The organism is Anabaena sp. PCC 7108 (genome assembly GCF_000332135.1).
GTDB lineage: Bacteria > Cyanobacteriota > Cyanobacteriia > Cyanobacteriales > Nostocaceae > Anabaena.
The window spans coordinates 1,746,809-1,768,002 of record NZ_KB235896.1 but is presented as its reverse complement, the minus strand read 5'-3'; the positions used below and the strand labels follow the sequence as shown (position 1 = coordinate 1,768,002).

Here is a 21,194-nt window from a genome sequence, read left to right as displayed (position 1 = left end):
TGAGTTTTTGGATTTCTTAATTTGAAGAATTGATATAGAAGTCATATTTAATTTTTGAAAAAAATTAGGTATTGTAGGGTGCGTCAGATATTACAAATCTGTTTATTAATAGAATTTATGGAGTCTGACGCAGCCTACGTATCTTTTCATAAATCAAATATTATTCCTATATTGAATTTAAGTATTTGATGATTTTATAATTACTTAATATTTTAGCATTGAATCACAATATTCTTTACATTCATTTACATAGCTAACTTCAAGTAAAGTTTATTATCTTTTGCTAGAAATAGCAGTTATAGCCTGTTAGTCTTTTAATTAAGGGAAGCAGCATTTGGGCGTGATTTTTATATTAAACTTATGTCTTAACTGCTTAACTAAAGTTAACAAATATGGAATTAGCGTTAATCTTATAGCTATCAATTAGCTGGTCAAAAATCTTCTATAGATTTATATTCACTAACTACACAAATTGAACAATTGGAATGGTATCCCGATGATGAATCATTACTCTATTCAATGGATCGAAGCATGGTGCATGGAAAACGGCTGGACAGATTTATTTGTCGAGCGACGTGGTAACTATTGGGCATTTCCTCCTGGAGGAGTAATGCCAGAACCAATTCCGGTTCATGTTTTGAGAGTGATTAAAGAAGAGAATGGATTAACTAATCAGGAACTGTTTTGGTCAATCACGGCTGTAGTTATTACCATTGTAGCCGTTATTTATACATTTATCTACAAGTGTCCCATGCCGTTAGTTTTAGCTTTTGCTCTGAATGCGGTGACAGTAGCAAACTTAGAAAACGAAGATATCTAAATAATTGGTTTGTATATTTCTAAAAAACTGCTCTCTCTGAATACAGAGGAGGGTAGTTTTTTGCTGTGAATTTTCAAGATTAACGACAATTTTTTTTAACGCCAACCTGCTTAATTGTTGTGTTTCCTGCCATTTCTCCGCGAACGTTCACGTTCCACAGCCCAACCTACAATACCAATCTACAATAAATATTGTTTTACAAATTTTACATAAAAGCAGCGGTAGAGCCACATATTTTTTATTAAAAAAATAATAAAATCAAGACATATTGACAATATTAAAATTCACAACTTCTACCCAAAGCCATATAAGCTTTTCACACCTTAGAGAGATACTAATAATGCCTAAATTACTGGATTCTAAGAACTAGAGGAGTTAGATATTGCCACAAACAAATATGAATGACATATTGAATTTCTCAAATTTAATCTCGAATTAATCTCGAATTTTCAAATTTAAACTTAGAGGCAGGAAATATAAATCATGCAGGAACTGTACAAACATTTATGGTGGATGGCACAGATGCCTGTAAACGCTGCTAACGTCACACCAGCACAGGCATCGGTACTCACTTCCGGTCCCCGCTTTTTTGTGGCTTTAATTTCTGGTGTGATTCTCGCGTTCGCGTTCCAATTAGTTTTAACCAATCTCTCGGTTGCTGCTGGTATTTCATATTTGGGGCATCCATCAGAGTCAGATGAAATTGAAAGTTTCGGCGGCACTATTCGCAAAATTGGTACGGGGGTGGGGATTTGGACATTAGTCACAGTTACAGTAGCCTTATTAATCGCTAGTTTCTTGGCTGTGAAATTGAGTCTGTTGATTTTAGATCCCAGTTTAGGAGCAATTTTAGGATTGGTTATTTGGGGATCATACTTTTTATTACTGGTCTGGGTAAGTACTACTACGGTGGGTTCCTTGATTGGTTCAGTGGTGAATACAGCCACTTCTGGTTTTCAGGCGATTATGGGAACAGCTACGGCTGCACTCGGTGCTAAAGCTGTGAATCAGCAAGTGGTAGCAACGGCTGAAGCGGCTGCATCGGCTGTCAGGCGAGAATTTGGCAGTACCATTGCTCCAGCAAGTATTCGTGAGAATATAGAAGACTACATAGAAAAGCTACGTCCTCCAGAAATAGATATCTCTAAGATTCGGGGTGAATTTGAAAGGTTACTCAATGAACCACAATTTAAAGCGATCGCTAACAATCCTGACCTCCGCAACATTGACCGTCAGCGCTTTATCGATTTAGTTAGTAGTCGTACCGATTTATCTAAAAAAGAAGTTAACCGCATTGCTGATGCTTTATACAAAATTTGGCAACAGGTAGTAAGTACCCAAGCACCAAGCACAGACCGAGTGGGTGAGTTGGTGGATTATCTGAAATCACTTCCCCCAGGACAAACTAAAACAGATGAACTCAATGCTAAACTTGAGCAGCTAATTGCGGAAACCCACGCTACCAAAGAAACAGAACAAAAACCTGGTTTTATTCAACAGACACTTTCAGCACTGACGGGTGTGGTGTTGGGTCGGGCAGATTTATCAGATTTGGATGTGGAGAAAATTTTGCGTACCTTTGGTACTGCTAGACAAAAAGTAATTCAACAAGTTACAGAACAACCTTACAGCCCAATTCGTGCCGATATTGAAAACTACTTGGGTAACACCTTTGCTTGGCAACTAAGTCAGGAAAGAATTGCTCAAGAATTTCGAGATGTGATTTATGATCCTGCTGCTGACCCTGGTACAATCCGTAGGGAATTAGAGAAAATATCTCGCCAAGATTTTGTGAATATTCTCCAACAGCGGGGACTGTTGACGCAAACACAAATTAGCCATATTGCTGACCAATTGGTAGCTGTGCGGGATAATGTGTTAGTAACAGTAACTGCCCAGGAAGAAAGAGAAATTGTTCAAGATTTGCAACGACGAGTTGAAAGTTATCTGTTGGTGACTCCGAAAGCAGATTTGACATCAGAAGGAATTGAGAAGAATTTTCAACCGCTTTTGGCAGATTCAGAAGCAGATTATCAAACTCTATCCCGGCGACTGGCACAAGTTCAACGGGAACAAATGGCAGAAATTCTCCTAGCACGCAATGATATTCAAGAACGGGAATTAGATCCGATTTTGGATGAATTGGAAATGCAGCGCGATCGCACTTTGGGTGAATCTTTAGGACTGGCACAACAGGCACAACATGAAGCGGAAAGCCTCTGGCTCAATGTTGAGTCATATCTGCGTAATACAGGTAAAGAAGAATTAAATCCTGATGCTATTCGCACCGACCTCAAAAGACTGTTGGATAACCCCCAAGCGGGAATCGTGGCAATTGGTTCTCGGTTGTCTCGCTTTGACAGAGATACTTTGGTGCAATTGTTGAGTCAGCGCCAAGATTTATCTGAAGAACAAGTTAATCAAATTATTGATGCGGTTGAGGAATCATGGCATAGCATCCGTCATACACCGCAACTGGTGGCAGACAAAGCAAAAGAACAATATGACTCTGTTACTACCACGATTGCAGATTACCTGCGAAAGACTGGTAAAGAGGAATTGAATCCTGAAGGAATTCAGCGGGATTTGACGAGATTGTTTGAAAATCCGCAACAGGGTGCTGTGGCAATTCGTCGCCGCTTATCACATATTGACAGAGATACTTTGGTCAAGTTGCTGAGTCAACGTCAAGATTTGAGTGAGGAACAAGTTAATCAAATTATTGATGGTGTGCAGACATCCATTCGGAACATTGTCCGTGCGCCACGTCGTCTTGCAACCCGGACACAGCAAAGAGTGCAAAATTTCCAAGCTTATCTGCAAGAGTATTTACGGCTGACTGGGAAGGAAGAATTGAACCCAGAAGGGATCAAGCGGGATTTGCAATTATTGTTGCATGATCCACGAGTGGGAATGGAAAGTTTGAGCGATCGCCTTTCGCATTTTGACCGAGAAACAATTATCTCCCTGCTGAAAATTCGGGAAGACATGACGGATGAAGATGCTGCTCGGATTGCGGATAATATTGTCCTTGTGCGTGACCAATTTGTGGAACAGGTACGGGGAATCCAAAGACGGATTCAAGATGTGATTGAGGGCGTTTTTGCCACTATTCGTAATTATCTCAATTCTCTAGATCGCCCAGAACTTAATTATGATGGCATTACCCGTGATCTCCGCCAATTGTTTGATGATCCCCAAGCCGGATTTGATGCCTTGCGCGATCGCCTTTCATCTTTTAACAGAGATACCTTGGTAGCCCTCTTGAGTTCCCGTGAGGATATCTCAGCAGAAGATGCCAACCGCATTGTTGAGCAAATTGAACGTACCCGGAATAATGTATTACAACGAGCCGAACGCCTACAGCACGAAGCCCAACACCGCCTAGAACAGGTGAAACACCAAGCCCAGCGCCAAGCCGAGGAAACGCGCAAAGCTGCCGCCAATGCTGCTTGGTGGTTGTTTGCAACAGCAGTTGTTTCCGGTATTGCTGCGGCTTTAGGAGGTGCCAGTGCTGTAGTGGTCTAAGTTTATGGCGTTGCTGAATAAGGGGATGATTGAGGCTGACGCGGGGACGCGGAGACAGGGAGACGCGGTGATTATATGGTGATTATATATTGATGCAGATTCTCAAATCATCCCGCAATTATGCAACGCCAAGTTTATAAATTGTCTCCGCTATATTTTTTACCTCCCATCAGGGAGGTTTTTTAACGCACTGATAATTATTTTATACTCCTTCGTTAAACTTCGTCATAACATAAAACTTAATTACGAATTATTTTAACGTCGTTGCACCATTCGCATAAAAGCGGCACCTGTAAATAATCCCGCAAATTGTCCCCAATAACCAAGATTATTCACACCACCTGGAATATTTAAACTCCCAATTCCATAAAATAACTGCTGAATAAACCACCAAAATAAATAGAAAAAAGCTGGTATTTCTACAGGAATGAATATAATAATTAAAGGTAAAATAGAATCTATTTTTGTTTGAGAAAATTTCATCAAATAAGCTCCTAAAATAGCTGCAATTGCACCATTTGCACCAATTATAGGAACGACTAATGTTGGTTCCATGAAAATTTGCACTATTCCAGTAAAAATACCAGCAACTACATAAAGCAATAAATATCCTTGTTTTCCTAATACTGTTTCTATGGTTTTACCAAACACCCATAAAAAAAGTAGATTACCGAGTATTTGACTGAAACTAATATGTAAAAACAATGCAAATGGTAGAGAAAGTAACCGCCAAAATACAACTATCCAAGCTGCTAAATTATAATAAATTGCATTTGTTATTGCTGTATGAGTCTGCGCTGGAATTATCCCCCAGCTATTAATAAAATAACCTAATTCACCATTTGTATCTAGTTGAAGTTCCCAGATAAATATGGCAATATTAATGCCAATCAGCCAATAAGTAATAATCGGCTTTTTCCAACTATGAATGTTATCACTAATAGGAATCATATAATTCGTAATTCGTAATTCGTAATTCGTAAACAGAGAATTCTTAATTGTCCCCGCGTCCCCATGTCCCCGCGTCCCCATGTCCCCGCGTCCCCACCTCCCCAGTCTCCAGTCTCCTGTGGCAAGATGTAATTAGGTAATATTGCACTCAACTCAGCAACCGAAATGTTAGGAAACACACTTGTTGGAAGATACCAGATTATCAGCCACTTGGGAGGGGGAGGATTTGGGGAAACTTACGTCGCTTATGATACTCATTTACCTGGTTCACCTCAATGTGTTGTTAAGAAACTCAAGCCTCAAGCGACTAATGCAGCAACGTTGGAAACAGCTAGACGACTATTTGATACAGAAGCACAGGTTTTATACAAATTAGGAACTCATGATTGTATTCCTCAACTTTTAGCTTACTTTGAGGAAAATGCCGAATTTTATCTTGTGCAAGAATTCATTATCGGTCATGATCTTAGTCAAGAGTTAGCACCTGGAAAAATTCTTAGTCAAGATGAAGTGGTGACTTTGTTACAAGAAATTTTAGAAATTTTAGACTTTGTACATCAACAAAAAGTAATTCACCGTGATGTTAATCCACGCAATATCCTCAGACGTGAACAGGATAATAAATTAATTTTAATTGATTTTGGTGCAGTTAAAGAAATAACTACCCAAGTAATTGCTCCCACAGGTAAAACAACATCTACTATCGCTATTGGTACACCTGGTTATATGCCTGGAGAACAAGCACAAGGAACACCAAAATTAAGTAGTGATATATATGCTTTAGGCATAATTACTATTCAAGCAATTACTGGATTATCCCCGGAACAAATAGAAAAAGATGCCGAAAATAATGAAATTATGTGGCGAAATCATGCCATAGTCACCCCAGAATTTGCAGAGTTTTTAGATAAGATGGTTTGTTATGATTTTCGTCAACGTTATGGTTCGGCAACCTTGGCATTAAAAGCACTCCAGGAATTAAATAAATTACCATCTAGTACAATAGCCTTAACTCCTGCTGCTCCAAGTAATCATATCAAGCCACATCAAAAAAAACATATATTTATTAAATTAATATTAGGTATATTTTTACTAGGAGTTAGTGGAACAGCATCAATTTTTATTTTCAATAAAATCAATACTAAGAATGCTACAGAATTATACAATCAAGGAAATATACTTTTGCAGTTACATCGCTACGAAGATGCACTTGTAGTTTATGAGAAAGCAGTTAATATTAAAGCAAATTACTTTCAAGGCTGGTATGGTCAAGGTAAAGCATTATTTGAATTAAAAAAATATCAAGAATCTCTATTATCCTATGATAAAGCCATTCAAATTCAGCCTGATTATGTAGAGGCTTGGGCTGGTAGAGGTTTTGCTTTGGCAAGTTTGCAGCGTTATTCAGAAGCAATTGCTGCTTTTGATAAAGCCTTAAAAATAAAAAATGATTATTCAGAAATGTGGAATGCAAAAGGTGACGCATTTAGAAATTTAAAACAATATGATAACGCAATTAAATCTTATAATCAAGCCATAGAATTACAACCAGATAATTATAAAATCTGGTATAAAAAAGGCTTTACACTACAAACTTTAAAACAGTATGATGATGCTATCACAGCATATACAAAAACGGTAGAATTAAAACCAGATTATGAAGCAGCTTTGTATAATTGGGGAAATTCTCTAGTGAATTTAAATCGCTATGAAGATGCTTTTAAGGCATATGATAAAGTGGTACAGTACAAACCCAATTATTACCAAGCTTGGTTTTCTAGAGGTAATGTTTTAATTACTTTACGAAGATATCCCGAAGCAATTGATTCTTTTAGACAAGTAATTAAATATAATCCTGATAACTATCTAGCTTGGTATAATATCGGTTGGTCACTACATCAAACTCAACGGTATGCAGAAGCAATTGAAGCTTATAATAAATCAATTTCTTTGAAGAAAAATAATTATCATGTGTGGTATAATTTAGGTAATTCACAATATATTTTACAAAAATACACAGATGCAATAGCATCCTATGATAAAGCAGTACGTTATCAACCCAGTCATTATGAAAGTTGGTATAGCCGAGGTAATGCTCTATTAAATTTAAAAAAATATCAGGAAGCGATTACATCTTATCAACAAGCTATTAAATACAAACCTGATTACCAACAAGCAATAGATGCTATCAAACAAGCACAAGCTCAATTATCAACTGAAAAAGCTCGCTCTATAATTTTACCGATTATGCGAATACCTAATTAAAACTCTTAAAAAAATCATCTTAAATGAGTTTAAATCAGGTTCTCTAACTGCTAATATTTATTTCTCGTGGAGAATTGGGTGAGTAAAAATATGCAGTTTTAGCATTTGAGTCTATTTGTCCAAATGTAGTTGATTGATTGACAGGAAAAACTTTTTTCAGCTTGAGATTATTTTGAACTTTCTCCCGAATTTTTAGCTTTGTCTTATATTCCTGCAATTTGATTTGAGCTTGAGGATAAACATCAGTATCTTGAGGAATTTTTTCTAAGAATTTTATCGCACTAGAAAAGTCACTTACCAAGGCTTTCTGATAAGCTGTATGTAAAAAATATCCTGCTCTCATTTGCTTTTTTTGACTGTATTCAGCTAATTTATTTTGGATAATAGCACCAGCAGGACTTTCTGGAGGAACTTGACGGAGATATTCTAAAGCGGCGGAGAAATCTCTGTTTTCTGCACTAGCGTAGGCTTGGTTTAATAAGGTGTGTGTTTTTTCCTCTAGATTAGTGAGGGTTTTCTCAATTAATTTTTCTCTTTTAGTACGCCAGTATGAAGTGTATGGAATCTGAGGAACAACACGCATAGCCTCTGATAATTTACCTTCATTTACAGCCTCTTCAGCTACTAAATAATTTTCTGTATCATTGTGCCATTCTTTTTGCCATTCTGTAATTGTATCTTGAGCTTCTGGATACACATTGCTATAAGAGGGAATTGATTTAGCTAAACTAATGGCTTTTTCTAAATCTCCGGCTTGATATTCTGCTATTGCGTTAGATAAAGTTCCTGCTTCTGAGTAGCTGAGGGAGTTATTAACTAAAGCATATACTCCCAATCCAACTACAACAGAATTAATGGCTAATCCCAGTCGCATTCCTGCTAATAATGGGTCAGATTTTCTTTGTTTATCTTTTTTAGTTTTTACAGAGTTCTCTATAGAAACTGAAGACTTAGTTGTAATAATTTCTTCTTGTTGATTTTCCCATCTGATGTGCTTGAATACCCATAAGGCTTCGTTTGCAGATTGAAAACGCTCTTGGTAATTATAGCGAATCATTTGACTGAGGAAAACAGCAAGATAATCATCAGTTTGATTATTATTTTGACACCAAGGTATTTCATTAGTAGCAGGATCAATATTTAATTGTAAAGGTGTTAAGCCTGTTAAACCTTGAATAGCAATCATCCCCAAAGCATAAAGATCGCTATTGGGTTGTGTTTGTCCAAGAAATTGTTCTGGTGGGATGTAACCTAAGGAAGTGACGGGAATTTGCGAAATTGGTAATTCTGCATCTGTACTAAAGTCAACTGGCTGAATTGATCCAAAGTCAATTAACACTAATTTACCATCTGAACTACGTCTAATTAAGTTTTCTGGTTTGACATCACAGTGAATAAAGCCTTGAGAGTGAACAAATTCAAGAATGCTTAAAGCATCTTCTATAAACGCCATAACTTCGGGAATACTCCACTGACGTTCCATTTGTTTATTTCTATCTAATTCAACTGACAAAGGTTGTCCAGCAATATATTCTTGTACTAAGTAAAATCGTTCATTTTCTTCAAAGCAGGTGATAAGTTCAGGAATTTGGTTATGTCCTCCTAAATGCTTGAGAGTTTCGGTTTCGGTCAGAAATCGTAGTCTCAGATAGTCAAAATAGGAAGTAGATTGATAGCTGTTGACTTTTAGTTGTTTGACGACATATCTGGGTTTTTCTGGGTAATCAACATCTTCAGCGATGTAGGTTTGTCCAAATACCCCTGCACCAAGACTTTGAACAATTTGGTAACGACCTTGTAATAATTTACCAATTATTTGCTGATTCATATATTTTTGTTACTGAGAAATTTGTATATTAGTTGTTACATACCTTTTCTAAATTTCCTGTTACTGTCCGGAATACTGAGAAATAATTCTTTGTATTTTTAAATTGAGGTAAGTTGGAGAAACCTCTTTTACTTAACGGTCATCTTCCTTCATAAAAGCCGGAAACAAGATAATTACAGGCTTTTTTAGCTTCTCTTAAACATGGGGGGAGATTTAATTAGGGGTGAAATCAAGTACATTCCATTGAGGTCGATTTATCAAACGATTAATTATTTGCTTAAGGGTTTATACCAGGAAGTTGATTTTTGGGAATACACGCATATAAAGGTAAAGGTTTAAGGGTTTGGGTAAAGTGATCTGAATTGAGAATAATCACTTATCGAGAATCGCTGCTGTTTTCTTCTTTATCTTCAAAGCTGTCTGTGATAGGTTTGACTACTTTAGCGATCGCTTCTTGGATAAATACTTTGATAAACTCATCTCGGCGATTAATCTGAAACTGTTGCTGTACAACTTCTGTCATTCCCCCATCACCCCAATCTTGATCATGGCGAAAATACTCAATAAAACTTTTTCCCGCAATGCGTGTTAAATAAGCTGCTGTCACACCTTGAATGGCTCTACCAATCACAAAAGTGGCAACATTAAGTTGTAGTGCGGTTGAGAGTAATTCTATTGCGCCTTTGACAATTCCTAACCCAGCAATGGTTTTACCTAAAGATAGGGCTAGTTCTCGTCCTCGTTCCATGTTCAATTCACAACCGTAAACTCTGCCAATTTCTACCACCATTTGGGCATTAACTGCGGCTGTCGCTAATAGGTCTACCATTGGTAAGGGAGTGACAGACACCACACCAGCGCCAATCCACTGAAAACGCTCGACAATTTTATCAGCTTGACGACGACGTTGGGAATCAATCAATTTTCGAGCTTCTTCTCCCAACCGCAGAGATTGTAAAAGGATATTATCTGCAACTAAATCCTCACCTTCAGCCCGTAAAACAGAGGCCATACGTCGTAAAAGCGGGATAATATCAGGTTCTGGCTGGAAGGTTTCGCCAGTTTCCAATTGTGCAGTTTGGGGATTAGCTGCGATCGCCACAACATCATTAGAAGCAATAAATCCTAGCACCCGTTGACGTAATCGAGCGAGGATAGTTTCCTTGTCGTCATCTGTATATAAGTCAGTTTTGTTGAGAACTAAGAGCGATCGCTTACCAATTTCCGCCAAACCCTTTAACGGCTCATATTCAGAACGCCTTAAATCATTATCTACCACAAATAACAGTAAATCTGCTTCCGTCGCCAACGCCCTAGCTAGTTGTTCCCGTTCTGTTCCGGCTACTCCCGCTTCTAAAATCCCTGGCGTATCCGTAATCAATATCTTGCGTTCTAATCCCTTCAGGCGCAAACAATAGGTTTCCCCGACTTGGGTTGTCCCCATCGGCGCATCTACTTGACCGACTATCCGTCCCATAATCGCATTAACTAGGGAAGTTTTGCCAGCACTCCCCGTCCCAAACACCACCACTTGAATTTCTCCCCTGGCTAAATTCGCTTCAATTTCCTTAGTGCGACTTAGTAAAGCTTGGCGGGTAACTTCATCTTGAATTTGCGCTACCTGTTGGCGCACTGCTTGGAGAGTGGTAGAAGCCGCATCCGATTTAGCCGCCGGAATTTGAGCCGGAGTAACTCGTCTGCGGTTATAGCGGGATTTTTTCTCCCCAGATTGCAGCATCAGCACATAATAGATCAACGCAGCAACCAATCCTCCTAACAGTACGATCAGCAAGAACAGCAGCAGATTACCTAATAGGGGAGAATAGGATATTTGCCAGTAAAGCCGTGAGAGGGAATCAATCAGCCAGACGGCCAACCCCAAAATGATAATCAGACCAGCAATGAGTGTGACTATGCGCGACAGAGGCATGAATAGCAAGGATAAGTAGATATTAAGGAGCTAGATGCTTCTGATCTTAATCGCTTAAGTGTTTTTCTCCAGAATATAAAAAAGCCAAGTTTGGTGGATTCAGGAAAATTTGCTTAGGTGAACTACTAAAATCAGAAAAAATGGAGAAAAAACTGAATGGGACTTTTTGATCAAATTCTGGGTGCTGTTGGTAATTCCAATCAACAAGGCGGTTTAGGTTCACTGCTCGGTATTGTTAATACTGTTCAACAGATAAGTAATAACACTGGTGCTGATACCTCCACCATTCAATCAGTTTTATCAGTAGTTGGTAAACAGATACATTCATCTTTACAAGAAAAACAAGCTACAGAGGGAACAGAAGCTGTACAAAATTTGGTGAATCAATTTGCAGGTACTTCTCCAGATTCCCAAGCCGTCGATACACTATTTTCTCCAGCCATTCAACAACAAGTAGCAGATGTTGCAGCCCAGCGCACTGGCTTAGATGCAGGAGTTATTCAACAATTATTACCTACTTTAGTGCCTTTAGTTTTGAGTTTCTTGCAATCTGGAGGAAATCCCATGCTGAATAAATTCCTGGATGCAGACGGTGATGGTGATGTTGATATTGCTGATGCTATGAAGTTGGCGAGTCGTTTTTTAGGTAGATAGTCATAAATGTGGATTAATCAAGTTTTTTACTTTGTTTGATCCACGTTTAATTTTTGTAGATTTTGCAGTCTTAACATCTCTTTTCATAAACTAGACAAGCGATAAATTTGGTCAGCTTTCCTGCGGAATATTACGTGTAGCTTGCTTTCAATATGGTAGGCTATTGCACGTCTCCACATCATCAAAAGAAGCTTAGGTCTAGCCCTCCAGCCGATTGTGCTTACCATTGAGAATGTACTATAATTATGATATTTTATAACCTGCTAATAATGACTGAAAAACAGGAAAAAACTGTAATGACAGCAGTAATAGTCAATCATATTGAAATTACTCCTGGGATATGTGGTGGAAAGCCTCGCATTGCTGGGCATAGAATTAAAGTACAAAATATTGTTATTTGGCATGAACGAATGGGAATGTCCCCGGATGAAATTGTTTATCAATATCCTAATATCACTTTAGCTGAAGTTTATGCAGCATTAGCTTATTATTACGATCATTTAGAAGAAATGAGGAAAGACATAGAAGAAGATGAAATTTATGCTAGAGAAATCAAAGCGCAAAATCCTTCTTTAGTGCAACAAAAACTTAAGCAAATTAATTGCTAGAAAAATCAAATTTCATTTAGATGAAAATGTCAGTAATGCTATAGCTGATGGACTTCGTAAAAGGGGAGTTGATGTGACAACTACTCCAGAAAAAGGATTGATTTCTGTACCTGATGAGGCACAGTTAGAATTTTCTTTGTCTCAAGGCAGAGTTATTTTTACTCAAGATACGGATTTTTTGAAATTAAATCAGTTTGTAACTCATTGTGGTATTACTTATTGTCCTCAACAGACTAAATCTATTGGGCAAATTATTCAGAGTTTAATATTAGTTTGGGAGTTGCTTGAACCTGAAGAAATGCTTGGGCGGATTGAATACTTGTAAATAACACTTCATCTCTAAAAATCGCTCTCTATAAACTACCCAAATGCGATTGCTTCCCATCATTCACCAAAATAGCCCTTCCTAGGTCGTACTTTACATACCACTCAAGCTATAATAAAAAATATAAAGTTATAATATCTTAAAGGAAACATGACCCTAAACAACTTATTAGAAACTCAAGGAATTATTCACTGCGATCCTGAAATTATGAGTGGAGTTCCAGTATTTGTGGGAACTCGTGTTCCTTTACAAACATTTTTTGATTATCTCGAAGGTGAGGGTGGATTAGCTGAGTTTATTAATGATTTTCCCTATCTAGAGGCTCAAACTATGAAAGTCTTGGAAAATGCAGCAAAATTGATAATTGCTCAGGAACGTTGCGCTTAATGATTATATTACTAGATGAAAATCTTTTGAGTAAAAAACTTAAACAACCTTTTTTAAATAAAGGTTATATTATTTATAACGTTAATGATATGGGATGGCGTGGTTTTAACGATCACCAAATTCTTGATTTAGCTGAAAAACATCCTTTTGATGTGTTTATTACAGCCGATAAAAATCTTCCTTATCAGCAAAATTTAACTGATAAAACTTTGAAAGTTATTATTTTAAACTCTCGTAGTACTCGTCCTGATAATTTAGTACCTCTAATGGAAAAAATTAGTGAAATAATCTCATCTTTATCAATGGATTCATCTATATTTATCAATGATGCAGGTGAAATTGAATCGGTTGGTTAATTATTTAGTTACTAGCAGATAATTATTCCTAATAATTTTCACAATGAAAAAGCGATACCTTCCTTAGGTTAGCTGAGTGCAAAGCACTCCCGTCAGGGATACGCTATCGCACTCCCATCATCTGTGAGTCATTTCATTTAAAGCAGTATTAATTATTTCTTCACTAACTCCATAACGTTTTAAATTTTCAATAAAAGAGTCAACCCCTTGATTACGACTTTCTAAATAATATAAAATTGCTGCTATGGGAGACGGAGGATCAATAGGATAATTTTGTTGTTCATAAACTTCTACTAAAGTTGCTAAAATATCTAATTTTTCATATTCTGGTGTATTAGGTTCAGCCTCAAAAATTTGTTCAATTTCTTTTAAGGCTTGTTGATAATCTGTTGCAGTTTTAATCGGTTTCAAATTCATAAGATTAAACCTCCTTAAATGATTGTAGCATCTATCTTGTCATATTCTTGATGAGTACCAATAAAGCGAATAAAAATAATGCCAATTTCATAACGGATGTGAACAATTAAACGATAATTATTACCTTTAATATTAAAAACTACACGATTATTGGCAACAATACTGGCATTAGCATAAACTTCTTTAATCTCTGATGGACTTTGCCAATGTCCACGAGAAGCATCATCAAACCATGCTTTTAAAGGCTGTTCTGTATCAGGATGTTTTTGCCAATATTCTCTTAGGGTACTTCTAGCAATAATTCTCATTGTAATAATTTTTATCAGAAATTAGTTGACTTGGTATTTGCAGTTTAGTTTCAAGATAATAACAAATAAGCGATACCTTCGGTCAGCTTCGCTATCGCTCCACATCCCTACAAAACATTTGACAAAAATTGACAATATTTGCCATAATTAAAGAATCAGAAATATTAAAGACTTATTAGCTATGACTACAGTAAATATTTCTCTTCCCGATTCTATGCGGGATTTTATCAATGAACAGGTTGAAAAATGTGGCTACAGTACCACAAGCGAATATATTCGACATTTGATTCGTCAAGACTTAGAAAAGGTAGCACAAGCACGACTAGAAACATTACTATTAGAAGGCTTAGATAGCGGTGAAGCGGTTGAGATTACGGATGAGTGGTGGGAACAAAAACGCACTCAGCTTCTTGAGAGACTTCGCAAGTAATAGCAATGACTAGACGAATTGTAATTAGACCAAAGGCTAGTGTTGACATTGACGAACAGTTTTCTTATATTGCCCAGAGTAATTTTGATGCAGCATTAAGTTTTTTTGATGCTACGAGGCAGACTTTTTCACAATTAGCATAACTACCTGGTATTGGTAGTGTTTATAATGTTAAAAATCCGCGTTTAGTTGGTTTGCGGAAGTGGGGAGTTAGAGGATTTGAAAAGCATCTAATTTTTTATTTAGAAGGGGATGAGTATATTGAAATTGTGAGGTTAATTCATTCTGCACGGGATATTTCACAGATTTTAGCTGAAGAAGAATAGTTATAGTTATCAACTATGCGATTCCTACGGAGCGCTTCGCTATCGCACATCCTACATCCCAAAAGCGATACTTACGCACCCTACAATATATTTTTGGTGTGAGACGCAGCTTTAGTAATAATTTTGTCAGGTTTTTTCGGCGTTGCATAATTGCAGGATGATTTGAGAATCTGCATTAATTAATGTATAATCACCGCGTCAGCCTCAATCATCCCCTACTTTTGAAGTCGAAGAGAAAAGTTTGTGAGGGAATTGACTTTTTTTGTCTGATTACTTTGTCCTGTTTTCACAGACTCGATTGCGAGATTGATGCTATTTTATTTTTGTACAAGCTCTTTTATCCCCTATGACACTCAATTTATATTTACTACGACATGGCGAAACTACTTTTAGTCAAACTGGTAATTTCTGCGGTGAAACTAATGCAGAATTGACCTCTGAAGGAATGCAAATGGCATCTAGTTTTGCCGATGTTTATAAAAAATTGCAATGGTCAGCGGTTTATGTTAGTCCGATGAAGCGCACTATTGCCACTGCCAAACCATTTTGTGATGCTATTGGGATGGAGATGCAGGTGCGGGAAGGATTAAGAGAAGGTAGTTATGGTGAATGGGAAAGCAAGAGTAAATCCTTTGTCCAAGAGAATTACCCAGAAAATTATGTGAACTGGTTGACAGAACCCGCTTGGAATGCACCCATTGGTGGAGAAACTGCGGTAGATATTGCTAACCGTTCTATGCCTGTAATTGCGGAAATTCAAGAAAAATATCCCCAAGGTAATGTTTTAGTAGTTTCCCATAAAGCCACGATTCGGATTATGCTTTGCAGTTTACTGGGAATTGATTTGGGACGCTATCGCTATCGGGTAAATATTTTGGTCGCATCAGTAAGTATGGTTAAATTTGACGTTAATGGTCCCTTGTTAGAAGTATTAGGCGACCGTCATCATATACCTGATCATATTCGCTCCCGTCCAGGAACATAATCGCACTCCCCACATCTTTTCATCATCCCCAAGACGTAGGGGTTTAGCAATGCTAAACCCTTACAATTCCCAACACCCACAGATCAACCCTAAACCTAAAAATGCACATCTAATAACAATGTATCATCATAATAAATCTCACCAAGGTTATCAGGATCATTTTCCCAGTTTAAAGGATTATTAATAATGTAATTTCTAATAGATTCTAATGATTTTTCATTCTGATGAATATGTTCATAAAAATTTCTTTGCCATACCGAAGATATCACTTTTTGATTACAAATTTGATTAATCTTTTTAGTAACGGCACTTTTATAAGACCTAATCACACAAGGAATTGAACCAGGAATCATTTTACCAAAATTTCTTTGTTGATTTATAGTATTAATCTTCTCAATAATCCATAATATGCCATGAATATGATTTGGCATAATCACAAATATATCTAATTTAATATGCGGGAAATGTTGAGGTATTTCTTGCCAATAGTCACGGGCAATTGTCCCTAATAAATTTAATTTCATTTCCCCTTGTTTGATATCACCAAAAATACATTGTTTGTTTTTGGTACATAAGGTGATGAAATATGCACCTTCTTGGGTGTAATCATAATCTTTCAATCTAATAGAACGGCGATGGTGAATTTGGGGATTGTAGGACATTTTTAGATTGAGGAATTATTTTGATTTTATCGAACATTTTACCCGATATCGTAGGGGTTTAGCACTGCTAAACCCTTACCCAACGACTAACTAACAGGTAACAATCTACAATTATTTTGATGTTGATGAATTATCTTAATTTTGGATGTTTCTAGATAGGGGAATTGCATGATATTGACTGGAATTGTATCTGATATTGTGGGGGTTTAGCATTGCTAAACCCCTACCTCCCTACGATTTGATCCTAAAATTGAATGTAATTTCTAGGGTTTTGACGAACTCCATTTTGCCAAACCTCAAAATGTAAATGAGGTCCGGTAGACCATCCTGTACTACCAACTTCACCAATTTTAGTGTCATCATTAACGACATTTCCGACACTGACTGCAAAAGTTGACAAGTGTAAGTAGCGTGTTTTCAAACCACCACCGTGATCGATATCTATATATTTACCACCGTATTGATCAACACCAACAAATGTAACTGTTCCACTCCTTGCTGCTTCAATGCGAGTCCCTGTATTTGCGCCTAAATCAATACCAGTATGACCTGCATTACCAAATTCTTGCGTCACTGTGTAACTACCTGGAGGTAGAGGGTTTTCCCAAACTGGTGGTGGTGGTGCAGTTATATCCGTCACAACCAAATCAAAATAAGCATCTCCACCACCTTCAAACATCTCAGTATGAAAATCAAATGTTCCCGACTCAGGTGCAACAAATGTAAATTCCTTCCCACCATAAGCATCACTCAAAAATGTGCCACCCAATGCATTGTTTGTAATGTTAAAAGCACCGCCATTAAGTTTATGCGCCCACATCCGATAACCGTCATCTGATTTCACCCAGACTTTATAAGTATGTCCTGCTTCTAAGTTCTTGCGAGTATAAGCGTGCATGGCAAAGAAATCAGCAGGAACATTAGCCGCAGGTGAACCAGCACCCCAATATTGACCATTCATGCCCCATTGTCCATCACCACGAACACTAGAACCTAAATTGACTGTACCAATTCTGTGCGCCTCATCAATCATCGGCGTTCCTTGAGCATTTAAAAGATAATACGATGCATTCCAGGAGTTGGCAATCCCATTAGGATCACCAAAGTTGTTGTATGGTTGATACTTGACAATTTCATAATTCAGTGCTGCTGATACCCATTCTTCTTTGTATTCAATGGTAACGGGAGAATAACCACCAGGAGATGAAAAATAGCCAGAGCGATTACTAGCTAAATTTGCCCAGCCATCAATAACTAATTCATTACCAATCCAAACCCGCACACTATCATCTGCACCAACATTAATTTTATAAAGTCCCGCACCTAAATACTGCTGAGTTTTGTATCGTGCAGAGAAATTATCAACAGGAGTATTGGGAGGCGCACCTAAACCCCAACCAAGGTTAAAGCCACCAGTAATATTGATAAACCCTTCGGTGGAAGTAGGCGTACCTGTTAACTCTTTATTGCCAAAATATTCGGCTGTCCAAATGGGAATTTGATCGCTATCACCGACAATATTCCAATTTCGTTCTAGTACATCAGGAATATCTAATCCTCCAGCATAGTTTGCACCATTCATTAACCAAACAGTATTTTCACCTGTGTTAAGGTTACGCCAAATAATATCCGATTTACCATCATTATTCATGTCTCCTGTACCCGCAACAGACCAAGTAAGATCAGCTGATGAAGAGAGGTTTTGAACACTAGATTTAGTTGTTCCATTCATAAACCAGATCGATAATTGCCCTGTAGCTGCATTACGCCATAAAATATCTGATTTTGCATCACCATCAAAATCACCAGTTCCCACAATGCGCTGATTTAAGTCAGTCACACTATCAAGAATAATGTCACCTTCACTTGTATGTGTTGTCCCACTCATCTTCCAAATAACATTTTGTCCTGTTGCATAATTACGCCAGAGAATGTCAGCATTACCATCTAAATTAAAGTCACCACTGCCAACAATATGCCAATTATTATCATCAACTCGGTCTATTCCTACTTCAGCAAGACGGTTGTTACCATCCATTAACCAGATGCGGTCATGTCCTGTATTCTCAACCCAATGATAACGCCAGACAATATCCATATTGCCGTCATTATTAAAGTCAGCCATAGCAACAGGATGCCATGCCATATCGAGATAATCTGGAATATCAACATCTCCTAAAAAAGTACCCCCATTCATACTCCAGAAATGTGTTGCACCACCGTTATAATCACGCCACAGAATGTCATGTTTACCGTCTTTGTTGATGTCGTTAATCAATCCGGTATGATTGGGCAAATTATCAACAATAGTAACAGTAGCAGTTTTCAACGTTCCCAGATTATAGTTTGTATTACTGGTAAGGTTAACTATAACTATTTCATCACCTTCGACCAATGAATCATTAATGGGATTAAGATTAATGATTGTAGTAGAAGAACCAACAGCAAATGTAGCCGTTCCACTCAAATTATTGTAATCAGTCCCATTTGTTGCAGTACCCGCAACCGAATAATTAACCGTCAAAGATGAAGCTGTACTTCCCGTACGAGTCAGAGTAAATTTACCAGGATTTGCAGTTTGTCCAGTTAATGTTTCCCCTGCATTTGCATCTGTCGCACTAATAGTAATTGTCGGCTTAATATTAGTTAATGAATCATTATCAACAATAGTTACAGTAGCAGTTTTCGCAGTTCCTAATGTATAATTTGCGCTACTTGCCAAATTGACAATAACAGTCTCATTTCCCTCATAGACAGCATCATCTTTGACGTTGACATCAATTAATGCAGTAGTAGAACCAGCCGCAAAAGTAGCTGTCTTACTTAAAGTATTATAATCTGTCCCATTTGTTGCTGTACCTGCAACAGTATAATTAACAGTCAAAGATGAAGTTGTACTTCCTGTACGAGTCAGAGTAAACTTACCAGGATTTGTAGTTTGTCCCGTTAATGTTTCTGCTGCACTTGCATCTGTAGCGCTAATGGTAATTGTCGGTTTATCATTATCAACCAAATTAACAGTAGCCGTTTTTGTAGTTCCTAAAATGTAACTTGTACCGCTCGCTAAAGTAACAATAACAGTCTCATTCCCCTCATAGACAGCATCATCTTTGACATTAACATCAATTAACACCGTAGCTGAACCAGCCGCAAAAGTAGCTGTCTTCGTTAAAGTATTATAATCAGTCCCATTAGTAGCCGTACCTGCAACTGTATAATTAACAGTCAAAGATGCAGTTTTATTCCCTGTACGCGTCAGCGTAAACTTACCAGGATTTGCAGTTTGTCCAGTTAATGTTTCCGCTGCACTTGCATCTGTCGCACTAATAGTAATCGTTGGTTTGTCATTATCAACTAAATTAACAGTACCAGTTTTTGTAGTTCCTAAAATGTAACTTGTACCGCTTGCTAAAGTAACAATAACAGTCTCATTCCCCTCATAGACAGCATCATCTTTGACGTTGACATCAATTAACGCCGTAGTAGAACCAGCCGCAAAAGTAGCTGTCTTAGTTAAAGTATTATAATCTGTCCCATTTGTTGCTGTACCTGCAACAGAATAATTAACAGTTAATGCAGCAGTTTTATTTCCTGTACGAGTTAGGGTAAATTTACCAGGATTTGTAGTTTGTCCCGTTAATGTTTCTGCTGCACTTGTATCTGTAGCACTAATGGTAATTGTTGGTTTGTCATTATCAACTAAGTTAACAGTAGCCGTTTTTGCAGTTCCTAAACCGTAATTTGCACTACTAGCCAAATTGAGGATAACTGTTTCATTACCTTCAAAAACGGTGTCATCACTAGGAGTTAAATTAATTATCGCTGTCGATAAACCCGCTGCAAAAGTTACACTCTTGGTTAATGTTTGGTAATCAGTACCATTAGTTGCTGTACCAGTAATTGTGTAATTAACTGTTAGGGATGAAGCGATATTTCCAGTCCGGGTGAGGGTAAATAAACCAGGATTTGCGGTTTGTCCAGCTATAGTTTCAGCTGCAGTTGCATCTGTTGCACTAATGGTAACTGTAGATAGAGTAGCTTGTTGAACTGTTAATAATTGATCGACAACACTATTATTACTAGAAAGCTGCCAGCCAAAAATGTCACTATATGATAGCCTCTCAGGAATAATATTAGACCAGTATTGTTCTGCCTCAATTATCGATAATCGCAACAGACGAAGATTTTCTATATCACCACGAGTTGTCTGAAAAGGACTGACAATATCCAAAAAACTGTTGTTTTCCAGTCCAGGAAGAGGATTGGATATATCCTGATTGCTTTGTAATATGAGTTCATCCATTAGTATTTACACCTTGTAGCTATGGAAGGGTATTTGTTGTGATGCTTTTTGATTTGGTATAATTAAGTCTATAGTGTTGCTACTAAAGTTGAGTGTAAAGATTTAATGAAA

The 21,194-nt window shown here is 37.4% G+C and carries 18 protein-coding genes; 11 read left to right on the top strand and 7 right to left on the bottom strand.

What is annotated here, in order from left to right; genetic code table 11:
• Positions 1-496 precede the first annotated feature (496 nt).
• Together ANA7108_RS0108820 and ANA7108_RS0108815 are read left to right on the top strand one after the other, a co-directional pair.
• Positions 497-820 (top strand): hypothetical protein, encoded by a 324-nt coding sequence (locus ANA7108_RS0108820; RefSeq protein ID WP_026104066.1) that lies wholly within the window; start codon positions 497-499, stop codon positions 818-820.
• Between the two features lie 483 nt (positions 821-1,303).
• Entirely contained in the window at positions 1,304-4,348 is a 3,045-nt protein-coding gene (locus ANA7108_RS0108815; protein ID WP_016950414.1) for an MFS transporter, read from the top strand.
• Positions 4,349-4,603: 255 nt separating this feature from the next.
• On the opposite strand, the gene ANA7108_RS0108810 is transcribed toward ANA7108_RS0108815, so the two are convergent.
• The gene (locus ANA7108_RS0108810) at positions 4,604-5,299 is read right to left on the bottom strand and encodes a rhomboid family intramembrane serine protease (RefSeq protein ID WP_016950413.1); all 696 of its coding nucleotides are present in this window, start codon (positions 5,297-5,299) and stop codon (positions 4,604-4,606) included.
• 165 nt (positions 5,300-5,464) lie between these two features.
• On the opposite strand from ANA7108_RS0108810, the gene ANA7108_RS0108805 reads away from it, so the two are divergent.
• On the top strand, positions 5,465-7,564 hold the full coding sequence (locus tag ANA7108_RS0108805; RefSeq protein WP_016950412.1) for a serine/threonine-protein kinase: 2,100 nt from the start codon (positions 5,465-5,467) through the stop codon (positions 7,562-7,564).
• A 43-nt stretch (positions 7,565-7,607) separates the two neighbouring features.
• Here ANA7108_RS0108805 and ANA7108_RS0108800 read toward each other — a convergent pair whose 3' ends face one another.
• Both ANA7108_RS0108800 and ANA7108_RS0108795 read right to left on the bottom strand, forming a co-directional pair.
• Positions 7,608-9,392 (bottom strand): serine/threonine-protein kinase, encoded by a 1,785-nt coding sequence (locus ANA7108_RS0108800; protein ID WP_016950411.1) that lies wholly within the window; start codon positions 9,390-9,392, stop codon positions 7,608-7,610.
• A 376-nt stretch (positions 9,393-9,768) separates the two neighbouring features.
• On the bottom strand, positions 9,769-11,322 hold the full coding sequence (locus ANA7108_RS0108795) for a YcjF family protein (RefSeq protein WP_016950410.1): 1,554 nt from the start codon (positions 11,320-11,322) through the stop codon (positions 9,769-9,771).
• 156 nt (positions 11,323-11,478) lie between these two features.
• On the opposite strand from ANA7108_RS0108795, the gene ANA7108_RS0108790 reads away from it, so the two are divergent.
• The 5 genes from ANA7108_RS0108790 (at position 11,479) to ANA7108_RS0108770 (ending at position 13,652) form a co-directional block, all read left to right on the top strand.
• The gene (locus ANA7108_RS0108790) at positions 11,479-11,976 is read left to right on the top strand and encodes a DUF937 domain-containing protein (protein WP_016950409.1); all 498 of its coding nucleotides are present in this window, start codon (positions 11,479-11,481) and stop codon (positions 11,974-11,976) included.
• Between the two features lie 269 nt (positions 11,977-12,245).
• Positions 12,246-12,584, top strand: a complete 339-nt coding sequence (locus tag ANA7108_RS0108785; protein ID WP_016950408.1) for a DUF433 domain-containing protein — start codon at positions 12,246-12,248, stop codon at positions 12,582-12,584.
• Positions 12,577-12,909 (top strand): DUF5615 family PIN-like protein, encoded by a 333-nt coding sequence (locus tag ANA7108_RS0108780; RefSeq protein WP_026104064.1) that lies wholly within the window; start codon positions 12,577-12,579, stop codon positions 12,907-12,909. Before ANA7108_RS0108785 ends, ANA7108_RS0108780 begins: the two co-directional genes overlap by 8 nt.
• Before the next feature lie 150 nt (positions 12,910-13,059).
• The gene (locus ANA7108_RS0108775) at positions 13,060-13,296 is read left to right on the top strand and encodes a DUF433 domain-containing protein (protein ID WP_016950406.1); all 237 of its coding nucleotides are present in this window, start codon (positions 13,060-13,062) and stop codon (positions 13,294-13,296) included.
• Positions 13,296-13,652, top strand: a complete 357-nt coding sequence (locus ANA7108_RS0108770) for a DUF5615 family PIN-like protein (protein ID WP_016950405.1) — start codon at positions 13,296-13,298, stop codon at positions 13,650-13,652. The genes ANA7108_RS0108775 and ANA7108_RS0108770 overlap by 1 nt, the downstream gene beginning before the upstream one ends.
• Before the next feature lie 117 nt (positions 13,653-13,769).
• Here ANA7108_RS0108770 and ANA7108_RS0108765 read toward each other — a convergent pair whose 3' ends face one another.
• A complete protein-coding gene (locus ANA7108_RS0108765; protein WP_016950404.1) occupies positions 13,770-14,069 on the bottom strand; it encodes a type II toxin-antitoxin system HigA family antitoxin in 300 nt (99 codons plus the stop codon).
• 14 nt (positions 14,070-14,083) lie between these two features.
• Positions 14,084-14,377 carry a type II toxin-antitoxin system HigB family toxin gene (locus ANA7108_RS0108760; protein WP_016950403.1) on the bottom strand — a complete coding sequence of 98 codons (294 nt, stop codon included), beginning with the start codon at positions 14,375-14,377 and terminating at the stop codon, positions 14,084-14,086.
• A 181-nt stretch (positions 14,378-14,558) separates the two neighbouring features.
• Between ANA7108_RS0108760 and ANA7108_RS0108755 the strand changes: the two genes are divergently transcribed.
• The 3 genes from ANA7108_RS0108755 to ANA7108_RS0108740 all read left to right on the top strand — a co-directional run bounded on the left by ANA7108_RS0108755 (position 14,559) and on the right by ANA7108_RS0108740 (position 16,118).
• The gene (locus tag ANA7108_RS0108755) at positions 14,559-14,807 is read left to right on the top strand and encodes a type II toxin-antitoxin system ParD family antitoxin (RefSeq protein WP_016950402.1); all 249 of its coding nucleotides are present in this window, start codon (positions 14,559-14,561) and stop codon (positions 14,805-14,807) included.
• A gap of 5 nt (positions 14,808-14,812) precedes the next feature.
• Positions 14,813-14,950, top strand: coding sequence for a type II toxin-antitoxin system RelE/ParE family toxin (locus ANA7108_RS30910; RefSeq protein ID WP_016950401.1), 138 nt, complete (start codon positions 14,813-14,815; stop codon positions 14,948-14,950).
• Positions 14,951-15,479: 529 nt separating this feature from the next.
• Positions 15,480-16,118 (top strand): histidine phosphatase family protein, encoded by a 639-nt coding sequence (locus tag ANA7108_RS0108740; RefSeq protein ID WP_016950399.1) that lies wholly within the window; start codon positions 15,480-15,482, stop codon positions 16,116-16,118.
• A 95-nt stretch (positions 16,119-16,213) separates the two neighbouring features.
• Here the strand turns inward: ANA7108_RS0108740 and ANA7108_RS0108735 are convergent, their stop codons facing one another.
• Both ANA7108_RS0108735 and ANA7108_RS28150 read right to left on the bottom strand, forming a co-directional pair.
• Complete coding sequence (locus ANA7108_RS0108735) at positions 16,214-16,780, bottom strand: transposase (RefSeq protein ID WP_016950398.1); 567 nt, start codon at positions 16,778-16,780, stop codon at positions 16,214-16,216.
• Between the two features lie 244 nt (positions 16,781-17,024).
• A complete protein-coding gene (locus tag ANA7108_RS28150) occupies positions 17,025-21,083 on the bottom strand; it encodes a Calx-beta domain-containing protein (RefSeq protein WP_016950397.1) in 4,059 nt (1,352 codons plus the stop codon).
• Between the last annotated feature and the right edge of the window lie 111 nt (positions 21,084-21,194).